Origin of the sequence: Actinoplanes derwentensis (assembly GCF_900104725.1) — a bacterium.
Classification (GTDB): Bacteria; Actinomycetota; Actinomycetes; order Mycobacteriales; family Micromonosporaceae; genus Actinoplanes; species Actinoplanes derwentensis.
Genome location: NZ_LT629758.1, coordinates 4,202,463 through 4,217,883, shown reverse-complemented (window position 1 = coordinate 4,217,883; position 15,421 = coordinate 4,202,463). Strand labels below are relative to the sequence as shown.

Below are 15,421 nucleotides of genomic sequence, written 5' to 3'. Positions count from 1 at the left end.
TGCTCAGTAGTTGAACTGGTCGACGTTCTCGGCGGTGATCGCCAGGGCCGGGCCGAGGAGCAGCATCTTGGAGGTGCTGTCGTAGGTGACCGCGGGCAGGTCGGCCGAGACGTTGTTGGTGGCCTCCGGCGTCTTGCCCTGAGCGATCTGAGCGCCGGCCCACGCGGTCAGGAAGCCCAGGTTCTCCACGTCCCACAGGATCGCGGCGGTCGACGACTTGTCGGTCAGGTACGGCTTCATCGCCTGCGGCGTGCCCAGACCCACGGTGAACACCTTGCCGATCTTCCCGGCGTCCTTGACCGCCTGCGCCACCCCCGGCGCGCTGGAGGTGCACTCGCCGACCAGACCGGTCAAATCGGGGTGGGCGTTCATCAGGTCGGTGGCCATCTGCGTGGCCTTGGCCTGATCCTCACCGGCATACACGATGTCCACGATCTGCGCGTCCGGGTACTTCTCCTTCGTGTACGCCTTCTGCACCTCGATCCAGGAGTTCAGGTTCTCCGCGGTCTGCCCGCACGACACGATCGCGTACTTGCCCTTACCACCCATCGCGGTCAACAGACTGTCGGTCAGGCCCTGGCCGATGCCCTCGGCGGTGGCCTGGTTGACGAACACCTCCCGCACACTCGACGGCGCGTCGGTGTCCGCGGTCGCCACATGAATCCCGGCATCCTTGGCCTGCTGCAACAACGGCGCCATCGAATCGGGGTCGTTCGGGGCCACGATCAGCGCGTCGACCTTCTGCTGAATGTAGGACCGCACGATGTCGGCCTGCGCCGCCGCATCCGCCTGCGTCGGCCCCTGATACAGCCACTGCACATTCCCCAACGCCGCAGCCGCTTGTTCACCACCGGCGTTCATCGCCTCGAAGTAGGGCACCCCCTGCAACTTCGGAACGAACGCCACCTTGTACGTCTTACTCCCCGCATCACCCGACGCGGCAGTATCCGTCTCGTTCTTCTTGGTACAGCCGGACAGAGCTATAGCGGCTGTCATGGTGAGCACGACGGCGGCGGCAAAACGAGGACGCATGACGTCTCCTGAGAGGTCTTCTTGAAACGTTCTACCCGAGATGTGACTCACGTTACGATCCCGTTAGCGCAGGGTCAAGAGTTGGCCCTGATGACCCTCCTGTTTTGTTTCTCCACCGCCCGGCCGCCCAGCCCCACTCGCCTGAGACGTTTCAAACGATCAGGGTTTCACCCACCCCGCAGCTCCCCAGCCGTCCGGGCCTGTGGCCTACCGCCGCGCTCGGTCTGTCCGCTCCACCTCCCGGAAAACTCGAAGGGCCTCACCGCGGTAGCGGCGAGGCCCACAATCGGCGGTGGTATCAGCGAAGTCTGCGAATCAGAACGACCGCGACCGAGGCGACGGCCATCGCCGCTCCGATCAGGGCATAACGCCGCCGCTGATCGGCCGCCCGATCCGGCAGCGCACGGATGGCGGCCGACGCACGTTCCCTGGCGACGTCCAGAGCAACGGTGGCCCGTTCCGGGAGCGTGCCGATCACCGTGGTGGCCCGTTCTGCCACATCAGCGGCAGTCTCACCCAGCCGAACCCCAGCCTCAGCGGAAGCCTGCCGCATCTCCGCAGCATCAACCTTCCCGCCCGCCACGCTCCGCCGAACCCCGTCCCCGCCCGCATTCCCGCTCACGCCGCGCGGACCGGTCTCGGCTTCAGAGCCTTTCCCGCGAGATTCCGGTTCAGCTCTGCCGTCGGTTTTCCCCGCGACCTCTTTCTCTGCCTTGCCTTCGGCCTTCTCTTCGGCCTTCTCCTCGGCCTTGCCTTCGGCCTTCCCAGCGTTCGCTGCTGCCTTGCCGACACCTGGCGCGCTCAAGAGCCTCGTCCCCGGCGCCGGAACCGTCGCGCGTCCGGTAGCGGCCGTCCGTTCACCGGTAGCCGTCCGTCCTGCGGTAGCCATCTGTTCGGTGACAGCCGCTTGTTCTGTGGCGCCCGCTTGTTCTGAGCCGACTGCATCGCCACCCGCTGAGGGGGCCTTGCGTACCGAGCCGCCCTCAGCCGAGGAATCCGCAGCCTCGCCGTTGCCTGAATCGGCAGCGCCTGGCTTGGTGGAGTGCGCGCGTTCCGCTGACGGATTCGGATTCGGATTCGGCTTCTCAGGCGATGTGCTTCCTTGCTTCGCCTGTCCATCAGGCTCGGTTCGGCCGCTGTCCGGGCTGCCGGTGTCACCCGTCGAAGGCTTCCGATGAGGTGACGGTTTGCCGTGTTCAGTACCCGCCGCCGCCGGCTCGTTGGCGGTCTTGGCGCCGGTAGGTGCCGGTTTCGGCGTCGCCGAACCTCCCGATCGGTTCACCGTGGCAACCGGCGGCGCCGGTTTCGGCGCAGCTGCTTCCGGTGCCACCTCCTTCGGTGCCGGTTTCGGTGCCGGTGCCGGTTTCGGTGCTGATGCCTTGGGCGTTGTAGCGCCCGGTCCGCCCGGCTTTATAACCGTTGCGGCAGGCGGCCCGGGTTTCGGCATCCTGGTCTCCGGCTTGCCGGTTCCGGCACCTGTCGCGCTGCTGGGCGCTACTTTCGGCGTCCCGTCCGCTGCTCCGCCGGACGTCCCGTCCGCTGCTCCGCCGGGTGGTGTGCTCGATGTTCTGCTGGACGTCTCGGTCGGTGTTCCGCCTGGTGGCCGTGCTGACTTACCGACCGCAGTTGTCGGGGGCGGAGCTGGTTTCGGACCTCCCGAGCTACCTGGTGTGCTGGCGTTCGCCGATGCCGATGCCGATGCCGATGCCGATGCCGATGCCGATGCCGATGCCGATGCCGATGGCGACGGCGAGGTTCCGGGATCGTGCTTTTTCGGAACTGTCGGCTGTACCTCGGGCGGTTGAGGTTTGGCCGGATTGCGGGCTACCGCGGGTGGGCCGGGTTTGGGTCGATCGGGTGAGGGGCGGCGAACCTCGGACCGGTCGCGGTTCGGGGCGCTCATGGGTTCGTCCCGCGCCGGGCCGCGATCATGACAGCGTTCACGTCGCGGCGCCCACTGGCGATCGCGGCTTCCGGGGTAGGCGGCATGGCCTGCCCGACCTCCCGTTTCCCGGCGACCGCGGCGATTCCAGCGGCGGCGAGCAGCACTGTCACCGTGACCAAGGCGGCTGCCCACACCGGCACGACCAGCGCGAGCGCCGCGCCGGCAGTGAAGATCAGAGCCCCGGCCCCGTACAGCGCCACCACCCCGGCCCCGCCGAGCAGCCCTGCACCCTTTCCGGCCTTCTTACCCTTCTCCACCATTTCGCGGCGAGCCAGATCCAGTTCGTCCCGAACCAAAGTCGTCACCTGTTCGCTGAGCCGGTTCACCAGTTCAGCGGTCGAGGCATCATCGGTTCGTGAGTCTGTGTGGGCCATCGTCCCCTCCGTCCTGCACGTCATCCCCGTCAGACGTACCCCCACCAATCCTGACTAATCGCCCCACCTACTATCCGAGATTGCCGCAAAGACGCCCCTCACCTGCAGCGCCACCGCCGGGGGATCCGCACACCGCCGCCCCTTCAACGTCTCCGCCGGGATTCGGATGCCGCCCCGGACAGGCTCTGCCATGCCGATTCGTGGCCCTCGCTGGCCCGCGGATGCCTCGACGGAGCAGCCCACCCCGCTTCGAGGCAATCGAGTCGATGTGGATGTGCTCCTCAGCGGGTAGGTGTGACAAGTCCTGATTCGTAGGCGACGATCACGAGCTGGGCCCGATCGCGTGCCTGGAGCTTGGCTAGCAGCCGTCCGACATGAGTCTTCACGGTCGGCAGGGTGACCCGCAGATACTCGCTGATCTCGGTGTTGGAGAGGCCCGTGGCCACAAGTGTGAGAACCTCCCTCTCGCGATCGGTGATGTTGTGGAGAATCGCGGCGAAGCGGGCCGGTTCCTCGGGAAGCGTGGCGTAGTGGGCGATCAGCCGACGGGTGATCCCGGGTGCGAGCAGGCCGTCCCCACCGGCTACCACCTGCACGGCGGTGATCAGGTCACTCGGGGCGACGTCCTTCAGGAGAAACCCGCTGGCACCGGCACGCAGAGCCCCGAACACGTACTCGTCGTAGTCGAACGTCGTCAGGATCAGCACCCGCGTCGCCCGCGTCTGGACTGAACCACAGATCTGCCGCGTCGCCTCGATGCCGTCCATGCCCGGCATCCGGATGTCCATCAGAATCACGTCCGGTTGTTCGCGCCGGGCCAGCGCGACAGCCTCATGACCGGAACTCGCCTCCCCGACTGCGACCAGCCCCGGAGACGTCTCGATCAACAGCCGGAAACTGGCTCGTAGAAGAGCCTGGTCATCCACGATCAGCACCCGGATGTCGTCAGCCTCAGCCATACCTGCACCTACTCATCACGTGATACGCCGGGAAACCCGAGTCGGCCGCCGGCACGCCTGTAGCGGTGGGGGCCGGAACCGCGGATTCGGTGATCATGAGACGGTCCCGAAAGGGATCGTGGCGACGACGGCGAAGCCACCGCCGGACCGCGGGCCCGCGGTGAAGGTGCCGCCATAAGCCACGACCCGCTCGCGCATCCCGACCAGGCCGGTCCCGTCACGAGCCGCCGTCGGCGGACGGCGTGTGCCGTCGTCAGTGATCGAGATCCGTAACTCGTGTCCGGTGCTCTCCACGTCGACCTGGCATGAGGTGGGCGCGGCGTGCCGGACCACATTGGTGAGGGATTCCTGCACGAGGCGAAAGACCGTCAGCGCCACAGGCTCCGGTAGGTCGTCACAGCCGCGCACTTCCAAGTGCACCGACACCCCGGCGGACTCGGCGTTGTCGGCCAGCCTCCGGAGATCGTCCAGCGTGGGCGATGGCTCGTAACCAGGTTCGGTCCGGAGGGCTCCGACCACTCGACGAAGCTCGGCCAGTGCACTACGGCTTTCCGCCTCGATCACCGCGAGGGCTGCGACGACCTCCTCGGGCCGCTGCCGGGCGACATGGTTGGCGATGGCCGACTTCACCGTGATCAGGCTCAGGCTGTGGCCGACGGTGTCGTGCATGTCGCGAGCTATCCGTAGCCTCTCCTCGGCCACGGCACGCAGGGTGTTCTGCCTGACGGTCTCCTCCGCCTGGTGGCGGCGCTCCCGCAGAGCCCACCCGATCGACCAGCCGGCTCCGGCCACCATCAAGGCGACCGCCATCCCGGCCAATCCGGGCGACTCCGCCGAGCCGCTGCTGAACGCCGTCCCGACCACCAGGAGAACCATCATGACGAGGACACCGTTGGCGCCGGTTCCGCCGTCCGCGACGCGTCCCACCGTGTACGCGGCCGCACCGGCGACCGCCACTGGAGCGGGGGACGCGTAGTCGGGGATTACTCCTAGCGCGAGGACGGCCGCCGTCGCCACGCCGATCACGACGGCCACAGTGATCGGCCATCGGCGGCGGACGAGTATCGGCGCACCGAACAGAACTCCGGTGAACACCGCGAGCCATGAGGGCTCGGGAACCAGAACGGGCGGGGTCGAGGCGGCGGCATACCAGCAAAGGGCGCCGGAGGCGAGGGCGATGGTCAGGTCCAGAGCCCGCTGCGTTGCCGGGCCCAGACGTTGCACCAGGAGCAGCTGCACGGGCATACCGGCGAGACTAGCGATCGGGTGTGTCGGCGGCGTCAGACCACAGTAGTCAGACCTGGGTATGGCGTGGGCCTTTTCGAAGACGTACTCAGGCTCGATGACAACTCGGTGCGGCCGGCGGGATCGTCGTCGCATGGCAGTCGAACTGGACGAACTGAGCAAGACGTACGACGGCGGTGCCGGCTCGGTGTCCGCGCTGGACGGCGTGACCACCGGCTTCGCCGACGGCACTTTCACCGCGGTGATGGGCCCGTCCGGGTCCGGCAAATCGACTCTGCTGCACTGCGCGGCGGGGCTGGAGCAGCCCACGGCGGGACAGGTCAGCATCGAGGGGACACGCCTCGGCGACCTGAGCGAGACCAGGCTCACCCGATTCCGCCGCGACCGGGTCGGCTTCGTCTTCCAGGACTTCAATCTCGTCTCCTCATTGACGGCGGCACAGAACGTCGCCTTGCCGTTGCGGCTCGCCGGGCGCAAGGCCGACGCCGCGGCGGTACGGGTGGCCTTGGCCGACGTCGGTCTTGCCGACCGTGCCGGCCACCGTCCACGGGAGCTCTCCGGTGGTCAGCAGCAGCGGGTCGCGATCGCGCGGGCTCTCTTCACCCGACCGGCGGTCCTCTTCGCCGACGAGCCGACCGGAGCACTGGACAGTCGTGCCTCCCGGCAGGTCATGGCCCTGCTCCGGGAGCTGGTCGACATGCACGGGCGGACCGTGGTGATGGTGACCCATGACCCGGTCGCCGCGGGTGTCGCCGACCGGGTGGTGCTGCTCGTCGACGGCCGGATCGTCGACGAGCTGACCGGTGCCGACGCGCCTGTGATCGCCGACCGGATGACCGCACTGGAGCGGTCGTGCTGACCCGCGACCGGGCCGGCACGTTCGTCGCGGTTCTGGTCGGCAGCGTCATCGTCACCACGTTTCTGCTCCTTCTCACATCGGCGCGGCCAAAGGTGCCGGACCGCTTCGCCGGTTTCACTGCAGTGATCCAGAGCCCTGCCGCCGCGAACGGGCCCGATGAGTTCGCCGAGCCGGTGCCATGGCCGGCTGCGACCGTGATCGCCCTGACCGAGCGAATCGGAGTGGTCCCCGGCGTGACCTCGGTGATGGTGGATCGCGACTTCTACGCTCAACCGCTGCGAGACGGGCAACCGGTGCCAGGCGTGACACGAGGGCACGCCTGGCACGGGCCGGACCAGGCCGGCGCGATGGTGGACGACGACCTCGGCTACCCGATCGGAAGCGGGATCACGCTGATGACCGGGTCCGGGGAGGTCCGATGGCGGGTGGCGGGGCACACCGATCTGCCGGGTGTCCACCTGCCGGAGGCGGCTGCTACCGCACTCGCTCCGGGCGTCCGTCATCTGGGAGTCTCCGGCGATTTTGATCCGGCCGCGCTGCGAGCCGCGATCGGTGCCGAGGGTACGGTCCTGACCGGTGACGGAAGAGGGCTGGCCGAGCCCCGCGACGACGCACGACTCCGCTGGATCGGCACGCAGGTGCTCACCGCGACTGCCGCGATCGCCGCCTTCGCCTGCGTCTTCCTGGTCTCGTCAACCTCAGCCTACGAGGTGAACCAGCGCCGCCGTGAGATCGGGCTGCTCCGTGCCGTCGGGGCGACCCCGGGTCAGGTCCGCGCCATATTGTTCCGGTCGGCCCTGCTGCTCGGTGCCGTCGCCTCGGCGGTCGGTGTGCTCCTGGGTGCCCTGCTCGCCAATCCGCTGTCCTCGATCCTGATGAGCGAGCGTCTCGAACCAGCGGGTTACACCGTGCATTGGGAACCATGGGTGCTGGGCGTCTCGTTGGCCGCCGGCCCGCTGATCGCCTTGCTCGGCGCGGCTATCGCTGCCCGAGGGGTGTCCCGGATCAGTCCCGTCGAAGCCTTGCGGACCGCCGAGCTGGAGCCGCGCGCGATGAGCCGGATCAGGTGGCTTGCCGGCTCGGCCGCGGCTGTTGCGGGAATGACCGCCGGTGCCGGTGCCGCGGCTTCCGGAAGCATGCGGGATCTGGGGTCGTACGCCCTGCTCGGCGCCATGGCGCTGATCGTGGCGGCCGCCCTGCTGGCTCCAGCAGTCGTACCCGCGCTCATCCGGTTGTTCCTGGCTCCGCTGCGCGGCATCATCGCGACCCTGGCCCGGGAGAGCGCGCGCACTGCGGTGCGCCGCACCGCCTCCACCGCGACCCCGGTCCTGTTCGCCGTTGCGTTCGCGGTCTTCGTCACCGGAACGGTGCAGACCTCCGCCGCCGCCTGGGATACCGAACGTGGGGCGATCATGCCGCCCGGCGCGATTCTGATGCCGGCCGGCACCCCGGGCCTGCACGACGGCATCGCCGGTCGAGCACCGCTCGACAGCGTCGTCTACATCGACGGCAGAGCACTCACGGCGAGCGGCACGGATGAGGTGAGCCCTGGGACCGCCCTGGTCGCGGGACTGCCATCCAACCCCGCATCCGTTCCGCATCCGCGGGCCGAGACGATCACTGTCACCTGGAGCGACGGTGCGACCGAGACCCTGCGCGTAGCGGGCCTGGCTCCGCCCGGTCCACTCACCGCCGAGTTGGTGGTGAACCGGGACGCTGCCCGACGGCACGATCCGTCGGCCCTGGTTCCGGCGGTCTATCCGGCTCCGGCGGCCGCAGCAGGTCCCGGTGCGGTCAAGACCGGGCCGGAGGATCTGGCCCGGCAGACCGAGGCCGATGACGACCAATTGATCGGTACGTTCACCGTTCTGCTGCTTGTGGTCTCAGCCGGTGCTGGTGCCGTCACGGTGGTGAACACGCTGCTCATGACGGCTCGCCGGCGTGGTCCGGATCATCGCGTCCTGCGATTGTCCGGGGCCACCGGTGGACAGGTCCTCCGCGCGGTGGCCTTGGAGACGGCCTTGGCGGTGGCCATCGGGTCCCTGCTCGGCGGTATCGCGGGGGTGATCGCCATCGCCGGGTCGGCCCGCGCCCTCAGCGAACAGATCGGCCACGATGTCCCGGTTCTGATCTCCTGGCCGATGACCGCCGGGACGATCCTTGCCTGCCTCCTGTTCGCGGTGGCCGCGGCGACGATCCCGGCGAGCCGCTTCATCCGCCGACCAGCCGCTGACCGGTAGAGCCGACCAGCCGCTGACCGGTAGACCAGTGGGCGCCGCCGGGTCACCCCAGATCCACCCGTTGGGAGTGCCCGGAGGCATTCGATCTCCAGAGATGGGGCGGGGTGAGGCGCAGAGCCGGATGCGAGTGACCTACCGGGCCGAACACCAGCGAGATGTGTAACGACTGGCTAGTGGATGGAGGTGTGGAGGGATGGTGGGTGCCCGATTTGCGGCATGGCGCGGGTGGGGGTTCGCATTATGGGAGCGCCAAGCGGGTATAACGTTGCGCATGCCTGATGCGCCCGTGTTGCTCGCTGGACGGTACCGGCTCGGTGAGAGCCTGGGCCGAGGCGGGATGGGTCAGGTCCTGCTCGCGCGGGACGAGACCCTGGAACGGGACGTCGCGATCAAGGAACTGGACCAGCCGCTCGGCAGTGATGGTGCGGCTTCGGCCCGGCGGACGATCCGGGAGGCGCGTGCGGCTGCCCGGATCAACCATCCCAACGTCGTCCAGGTCTACGACGTGCTTCAGCTCGACGACCGGACCTGGATCGTCATGGAGTATGTGTCGTGCCGGTCGCTTCGGGAGGAGATCGCCGAACAGGGGCCTCTCGACCCGTACCGAGTCGCTCGCATTGGTCTTGATCTGCTGGGAGCGTTGCGGACCGCGCACCGCCTCGGGGTCGAGCACCGGGACGTCAAACCGGCGAACGTGCTGCTCGCTGACGACGGCCGGGTGCTGCTCACCGACTTCGGCATCGCGGCCGTCGACGACGACGCAGTGATCAGCCGGTCGGACATCCTGGTCGGGTCGCCGCAGTTCATGGCTCCCGAGCGGGCGCGGAACGGTGTCAGCGGACCCGAGGCCGACCTGTGGTCGCTCGGTGCCACGCTCTACGCGGCGATTGAGGGCCGGGCCCCCTACCAGCGCGGTTCGACGATGGCGACTCTCACCGCGCTCACCACCGAGGAACCGGACCCGCCGAAGCACTCCGGAGTCCTGCGGCCTCTCCTGGACGGGCTGCTCCGCAAGGACCCGGTGGCCCGGATGTCCGCCGAGGACGCCGAAGGCCTCGCTCGCTCGATCCTCACGGGTCTCGACGAAGGCGGCGACCCGAATCCCCCGAAGCCGGTCGGTGGGCTGGCCGGGTTCGCTGCGGCGTTCCGGATTCCCCGACCTCGTCCGGCCGGCCCGAAATCGGGCTCGACCACCGGTTCCGGCAGCGGCGATGCCAGCCGTTCCGGCTCTAAGGGCAAGCCGGGTAAGGCCGCCGCAGTCAAGCCGGGAAGGGCCGCTGTCCCGGTGCAGCCAGAGGAGGCTGTTGCGGGCAAGCCGACGCAGGCCGATGCGGATGAGTCCGCGGAAGCCGTGGCGGGGGCTGTTGCGGGGACGAAGGCCGCCGGGGACTCGGGTGATGCCGGGTCGGCCATGGCAGAGGACCGGGGAAGTGCGTCCGGCGGAAGTGAGAGCGTTGCCGGCAGTGTCGATGCCAGTGGACACGCTGACGCTGATGCGAGCGGAGCCGTAGACGACCAGCTGGATGTCGACGATTCGTCAGGCGACGTCGCCGAAATCGGCGGTGCTGGAGCGGCGGACCCGACCGACAACAGGGGGACGACGGGTAGCCCTGACGCCGCGAGTGGCAAGGCTGGGGTAGCCGGTAGCCCTGACGCCGCGAGCGGGGAGGCTGAGGAGGCCGGGAACCCCGAAGCCGCGCGGGTTAAGGCCGAGGCGGCCGTGGTCTCGGACGTCGTGACCGGCAAGGCTGACGTGGATGAGGCCTCGGACATCGCGAGCGGTAAGGCCGCGGCGACGGGGGACTCGGACGTCGCGAGCGGTAAGGCCGCGGTTACCGGGGACTCCGAAATCGCGAGCGGGAGGGCTGCGGTTACCGGGGACTCCGACATCGCGAGCGGGAAGGCTGCGGCGGCCAGGGGCGCTGAATCGGCCGGGAAATCTGGGTCGGCCGGAGGCATCGGAGGCACCGGAGGCACTGGTGGAGCCGGATCGGGCGGGGCCGCTGCAGCGGGCGATGGTTCTCGGACTGCTGGGGCCGCGACGCGGATTGACGTGGAGGCGGCGCGGGACGGCCGGCCGGTGGCGTTGGGGCTCGGTGTGGTTCCGGAGTCGCCGCGGCGTGGGGCTGAGAAGCGGCGCGGCCGGCCTCAGCGGGCGGTTCTGATGGGCGGCGTGGTGCTTGCTCTCGTTCTTGCCGCGGGGACCGCATGGGCTGTCAGTTCCGGATCCGATTCGGGGAAGTCGGAGGCGGAAGGGAAGCCGTCGGCCGGGGCCGGTGTGGATCCGCAGGCGTCGGCGGGACCGGATGTGTCGGCGGGACCGGACGCGGCGCAGGCTCCGCAGCCCGGCGTGTCGAGTGGCGGGGCGAGCGCGGCGGCGGACCCGGGAACGAGTGTCTCGGCCAGCGCTGTTCCGGGTGCGTCGGCGGGCGGGCGGCCTGTGCGGCCGGCCGGGTGGAAGTTGTACAAGGACAAGACCGGGTTCTCGGTGTACGTACCGGAGGGCTGGAAGAAGTCCCAGAAGGGGACGATCGTCTACTTCCGCGGGGACAACAAGATCCTCGGCATCGACCAGACCGATACGCCCAAGTCGAACCCGGTCAAGGACTGGGAGACCCAGGCCGACTATCGGGTGTCCCGTGGTGACTTCCCGGGATACAAGAAGATCAAGATCAAGTCGGTTGCCTATTTCCGCAAGGCCGCCGACTGGGAGTTCACCTTCAACCGCGACGGCACCCGGCGGCACACCAACAACCGGGGCACGGTGGTCGCCGATGACAAGGCCTACGGCTTCTACTGGGAGACGAACGACGATGTCTGGGCCGACTCCCTCGACGACCTGAAACTGGTCTTCGACAGCTTCCAGCCGGCGAAGTAACCCGCATGGGTTAGGCGACTCGCCCGGGCGGAATGCCAGGCCATCCGTCGGTGAATCGTGGGGCGGATGGGGGTGGCGCCAGGGTGCGCGATCAGTAGTCGAGGAGGAAATCGGTGCTGATCGACAGGGGGAACGGCAGGTCGGACACCAGAGTGTCGCCCTGGGCCGCGGTGGCGTGTTCGACGTAAACGTCGCCCTCCAGGCGGAACAGGTGCAGTGTCACCGACGCGTAGTCGACGAAGTCGGGTTCGACTACCAAGTACCACGGGATGCCTGCTTTTGCGTAGACCTGCATCTTGTAGCTGAGGTCCATGGCGGAGTTGCTCGGCGAGGTGACCTCGCAGACCAGGACGACCTCGGCCGCGTTGCTGATGGATTTCTCGGTGGGGCCCTTCTTGACGGCCAGGTCCGGGATGAGCACCAGATCCGTGTGGAGGCGAACGTTGGGAACCAGGGGTGCCCGCAGGTCTGCCGCTCGGGCGGCCGGCCGGAGGGAGTCCCGGACGTTGCCCAGAATCTCGTTGTGGTGGTCGTTTGGTGAGGGGGACACCAACAAACTCCCGTCGAGCAGCTCGATGCGGTGACTGGTCTCGCCGAGTGCCAGGAAATCCGCCTCGGTCCAAGGCCCTTCGTGGTCGTCAAGCGTCCCCATGCTCATAGGCAGAGTGTCGCATGCGGTCATGGCGATTACCGTCGCATGCGCACGTGTCGCGGGTCAAGATTGTATGGGTCTAGAGGTATCGAAAGTGGAGTGTGGATCACCGGGGGATCCGCGGGGTGGCTGCTCGGGCCGCTTCTGCCAGGCGGTCGGCGACGGCTGCGTGGTCGTCGGTGACCAGGCCGACGGTGATCCGCAGGTGGGGTGGGGTGCCGGGGCCGACCGTGAAGGCGGTGCCCGCTGCCGCGCCGATTCCGGCGCTGGCCAGGCTCAGCAGGGCCGCCTGTTCGTCGGCTACCGGGAGCCAGAGGTTGATGCCCTCGCCGGGTGGCAGTTCGATCCCGGCGGCGGCCAGACCGGAAGTGATCAGATGACGGCGGCGGGCGTACTCGTCGCGGGCGGCCGCTACCGCGCTGATCGACGGTGGGTCGGTGAGCAGGGTCAGGAGTAGGTGCTGGAGCAGGCGGCTGGTCCAGCCCTGGCCGAGGAGGCGCCGTTCGAGGATCGGGTCGAGCACGGTGGCGGGGCCACTGATCGCAGCCAGTCGCAGGTCGGGGCCGTGTGACTTGGAGAAGCTGCGTACGTGCACGGTCTGCCGGGGAAGGTGGGCACCGATCGAGAGCAGCGGCCCGGAGGAGAGTTCGCCGGCGGAGTCGTCTTCCACCACGTACGAACCAGGGGCTTGGGAAAGGACCGCGGCGAGGGCGGCGGACCGCGACGGTGACCACGACGCGCCGGTGGGGTTGAGGGCCCGGGGCTGGACGAAGACGGCGGCGGGACGGCAGGTGAGAGCGGCGGCCAACGGGCCGGGCAGCATCCCGGACTCGTCGGTGGCGACGCCGGTGACCCGCGCGCCGAGGGTGTCCAGCAGGTCCAGCAGCGGTGGGAAGCAGGGGTTTTCGACGAGGACGACGTCCCCCAGGCGCAGCAGTGCGGAGGCCACGTGGTCGACGGCGTCCATCGCCCCGTCGAAGATCGCGAGCCGTTCCGGCGGATAGGGCCACCGGGAGCGCAGCAACGCGCCGAGGGCGGGCAGCACCGGTTCGTCGAGGTAGCTGCTCGGCGCGGGGGAGAGGCCGCCGTAACCGCTCGGCGTGGGAGAGAAGCCGCCGTAACCGCTCGATGCGGGGGAGCGGCCACCGAGATCGGGCAGGGACGGCAGCAGCGCCGGGTCGGGCATTCCGGTCGACAGGTCGAGCCCGAAGCCGCTGGTCCGCCGGAGCGCTGCCCGATAACGACCAGGGCCGCCGGTACGGGGCGTGGCGATGACGGTGCCGCGGCGGCCGTCGGTGTGGATGGTTCCGGCGCGGCGCAGGAGTTGCCATGCCGCGTTGACGGTGCTGGGGGAGAGTTGGAGTTGGGTGGCGACGGCGCGGACCGGTGGGAGCCGGGTGCCGCCGGGGAGGGTGCCGTCGCCGACGGCGCGGCTGACCGCTTCGGCCAGTCCTCGGGCGCTGGCGTCGGAGAGCCGGTCCATGACCGCCACGTAAAACATTTTGTGACAGTACAATCGATGCTTTGTTCGGTCTATGGTCGTCACATAATGTCGATCCATGAATCACATCGCGCACTGGATCGGCGGCGCCGAGCAAAAGGGCACGTCAGGACGGGTCGGACCGGTCTACAACCCGGCGACCGGCGAGCAGATCGCCGAGGTCGATCTGGCCAGCGGCGAGGAGGTGAGCGCAGCCGTCGCGACCGCCAAGGAGGCGGCCAGGGCTTGGCGCACCGCGAGCCTGTCGAAGCGTTCCGCGGTCCTGTTCACCTTCCGTGAGCTGCTGGCGGCCAAGCGGCAGGAACTGGCCGCGATCGTCACCCGCGAGCACGGCAAGGTTCTCGCCGACGCCGCCGGTGAGGTGGCCCGCGGCCTGGAGAACGTGGAGTTCGCCACCGGCATCCCGCACCTGATGAAGGGCAGTTTCTCCGAGCAGGCCGCGACCGGCGTGGACGTCTATTCGATCCGTCAGCCGCTCGGTGTGGTCGCCGGCATCACCCCGTTCAACTTCCCGGCGATGGTTCCGCTGTGGATGTGCGCCACCGCGATCGCCGCCGGTAACGCGTTCGTGCTCAAGCCCAGTGAGAAGGACCCGTCGGCAGCACTCTGGCTGGCCGAGCTGTGGCGGGAGGCTGGTCTGCCGGCCGGGGTGTTCACCGTCGTCAACGGGGACAAGGAGGCGGTCGACGCGATCCTGGCGCATCCGGACGTCGCCGCGGTCAGCTTCGTGGGCTCGACCCCGATCGCGAAGTACATCTACGAGACCGGCACCGCGCAGGGCAAGCGGGTGCAGGCTCTGGGCGGGGCGAAGAACCACATGATCGTTCTCCCGGACGCCGAGCTGGCCGCGGCCGCCGACGCGGCGATCAGCGCGGGTTACGGCGCGGCCGGCGAGCGCTGCATGGCGATCTCGGTGGTGGTGGCGGTCGGTGAGATCGCCGGGCCGCTCGTCGAGGCCATCGCTGCGCGACTTCCCCAGATCAAGATCGGCGATGGCACGGATCCCGCCTCGGAGATGGGCCCGCTGATCAGCGCACAACACCGCGACAAGGTGACCGGATACATCGAGTCCGGTGTCACGCAGGGCGCCACGGTGATCGCCGACGGGCGCAATGCCGACAATCTGCCGTCAAAGGGCTATTTCCTGGGTGCCACGTTGCTCGACAACGTCACCCCGGACATGACCGTCTATACGGACGAGATCTTCGGTCCCGTGTTGAGTGTGGTCCGTGTTGATACATATGCGGAAGCCGTCGAGTTGGTCAACGCCAACGAGTACGGCAACGGCACCGCCATCTTCACCCGGGACGGCGGCGCGGCCCGGCAGTTCCAGTTCGACGTGAACGCGGGCATGGTCGGGGTGAACGTGCCGATCCCGGTTCCGGTGGCGTACTACTCGTTCGGTGGCTGGAAGGCCTCGCTCTTCGGCGACAGTCACATGTACGGCCCGGACGGCATCCAGTTCTTCACCCGCGGCAAGGTGGTCACGTCGCGCTGGCCCGACCCGGGCACGTCGTCGATCGACCTCGGCTTCCCGCAAACCCGATAAATCAGAAAAATCGGATATACGGGTTGGGTGAAACGGGTCGGCAAATACACCGCCTGAAACGTTGGAAAACGTAGCTGGAACGGGATCGGGAGTTCTGATTCCGTTTCGGCTATGGAAATTACTTCGGATTCCCTTGCTGACTCACTCACCGGTGTGACAAGGTCCCTCCAGTCCGGGTGAGATCGCC

12 protein-coding genes are annotated in these 15,421 nt (G+C 68.5%); 5 read left to right on the top strand and 7 right to left on the bottom strand.

Annotated elements, in window-relative coordinates:
- Positions 1-3: 3 nt before the first annotated feature.
- Entirely contained in the window at positions 4-1,032 is a 1,029-nt protein-coding gene (locus BLU81_RS18670; RefSeq protein WP_092545848.1) for an autoinducer 2 ABC transporter substrate-binding protein, read from the bottom strand.
- A 298-nt stretch (positions 1,033-1,330) separates the two neighbouring features.
- On the bottom strand, positions 1,331-1,837 hold the full coding sequence (locus BLU81_RS48390; protein WP_157751671.1) for a hypothetical protein: 507 nt from the start codon (positions 1,835-1,837) through the stop codon (positions 1,331-1,333).
- Positions 1,838-2,261: 424 nt separating this feature from the next.
- Here BLU81_RS48390 and BLU81_RS48385 point away from each other — a divergent pair, with 424 nt between their 5' ends.
- A complete protein-coding gene (locus tag BLU81_RS48385) occupies positions 2,262-2,837 on the top strand; it encodes a hypothetical protein (protein ID WP_157751670.1) in 576 nt (191 codons plus the stop codon).
- Positions 2,838-2,931: 94 nt separating this feature from the next.
- On the opposite strand, the gene BLU81_RS18660 is transcribed toward BLU81_RS48385, so the two are convergent.
- The 3 genes from BLU81_RS18660 to BLU81_RS18650 form a co-directional block, all read right to left on the bottom strand.
- Positions 2,932-3,351, bottom strand: coding sequence for a phage holin family protein (locus BLU81_RS18660; protein ID WP_092545846.1), 420 nt, complete (start codon positions 3,349-3,351; stop codon positions 2,932-2,934).
- Between the two features lie 281 nt (positions 3,352-3,632).
- Positions 3,633-4,310 (bottom strand): response regulator, encoded by a 678-nt coding sequence (locus BLU81_RS18655; protein WP_092545845.1) that lies wholly within the window; start codon positions 4,308-4,310, stop codon positions 3,633-3,635.
- Between the two features lie 93 nt (positions 4,311-4,403).
- Entirely contained in the window at positions 4,404-5,555 is a 1,152-nt protein-coding gene (locus BLU81_RS18650) for a sensor histidine kinase (protein WP_092545844.1), read from the bottom strand.
- A 133-nt stretch (positions 5,556-5,688) separates the two neighbouring features.
- Between BLU81_RS18650 and BLU81_RS18645 the strand changes: the two genes are divergently transcribed.
- The 3 genes from BLU81_RS18645 (at position 5,689) to BLU81_RS49905 (ending at position 11,532) form a co-directional block, all read left to right on the top strand.
- Entirely contained in the window at positions 5,689-6,414 is a 726-nt protein-coding gene (locus BLU81_RS18645; protein WP_092545843.1) for an ABC transporter ATP-binding protein, read from the top strand.
- Positions 6,408-8,654, top strand: a complete 2,247-nt coding sequence (locus tag BLU81_RS18640; RefSeq protein WP_092545842.1) for an ABC transporter permease — start codon at positions 6,408-6,410, stop codon at positions 8,652-8,654. Before BLU81_RS18645 ends, BLU81_RS18640 begins: the two co-directional genes overlap by 7 nt.
- Before the next feature lie 193 nt (positions 8,655-8,847).
- Positions 8,848-11,532, top strand: a complete 2,685-nt coding sequence (locus tag BLU81_RS49905; protein WP_231954639.1) for a serine/threonine-protein kinase — start codon at positions 8,848-8,850, stop codon at positions 11,530-11,532.
- A 91-nt stretch (positions 11,533-11,623) separates the two neighbouring features.
- Here the strand turns inward: BLU81_RS49905 and BLU81_RS18630 are convergent, their stop codons facing one another.
- Positions 11,624-12,190, bottom strand: coding sequence for a Uma2 family endonuclease (locus tag BLU81_RS18630; protein WP_231954638.1), 567 nt, complete (start codon positions 12,188-12,190; stop codon positions 11,624-11,626).
- 100 nt (positions 12,191-12,290) lie between these two features.
- Entirely contained in the window at positions 12,291-13,685 is a 1,395-nt protein-coding gene (locus BLU81_RS18625) for an aminotransferase class I/II-fold pyridoxal phosphate-dependent enzyme (RefSeq protein ID WP_092545840.1), read from the bottom strand.
- 58 nt (positions 13,686-13,743) lie between these two features.
- On the opposite strand from BLU81_RS18625, the gene BLU81_RS18620 reads away from it, so the two are divergent.
- Positions 13,744-15,234, top strand: coding sequence for a CoA-acylating methylmalonate-semialdehyde dehydrogenase (locus BLU81_RS18620; RefSeq protein ID WP_092545839.1), 1,491 nt, complete (start codon positions 13,744-13,746; stop codon positions 15,232-15,234).
- The last annotated feature ends 187 nt before the right edge of the window (positions 15,235-15,421 follow it).

Excerpts from the sequence above, each read along its gene's own strand:
- BLU81_RS49905 (WP_231954639.1), top strand. The coding sequence starts at position 8,848 with ATGGTGGGTGCCCGATTTGCGGCATGGCGCGGGTGGGGGTTCGCATTA.
- BLU81_RS18620 (WP_092545839.1), top strand. The coding sequence starts at position 13,744 with ATGAATCACATCGCGCACTGGATCGGCGGCGCCGAGCAAAAGGGCACG.
- BLU81_RS18670 (WP_092545848.1), bottom strand. The coding sequence starts at position 1,032 with ATGCGTCCTCGTTTTGCCGCCGCCGTCGTGCTCACCATGACAGCCGCT.
- BLU81_RS18650 (WP_092545844.1), bottom strand. The coding sequence starts at position 5,555 with ATGCCCGTGCAGCTGCTCCTGGTGCAACGTCTGGGCCCGGCAACGCAG.
- BLU81_RS18655 (WP_092545845.1), bottom strand. The coding sequence starts at position 4,310 with ATGGCTGAGGCTGACGACATCCGGGTGCTGATCGTGGATGACCAGGCT.
- BLU81_RS18645 (WP_092545843.1), top strand. The coding sequence starts at position 5,689 with ATGGCAGTCGAACTGGACGAACTGAGCAAGACGTACGACGGCGGTGCC.
- BLU81_RS18630 (WP_231954638.1), bottom strand. The coding sequence starts at position 12,190 with ATGAGCATGGGGACGCTTGACGACCACGAAGGGCCTTGGACCGAGGCG.
- BLU81_RS18625 (WP_092545840.1), bottom strand. The coding sequence starts at position 13,685 with ATGTTTTACGTGGCGGTCATGGACCGGCTCTCCGACGCCAGCGCCCGA.
- BLU81_RS18660 (WP_092545846.1), bottom strand. The coding sequence starts at position 3,351 with ATGGCCCACACAGACTCACGAACCGATGATGCCTCGACCGCTGAACTG.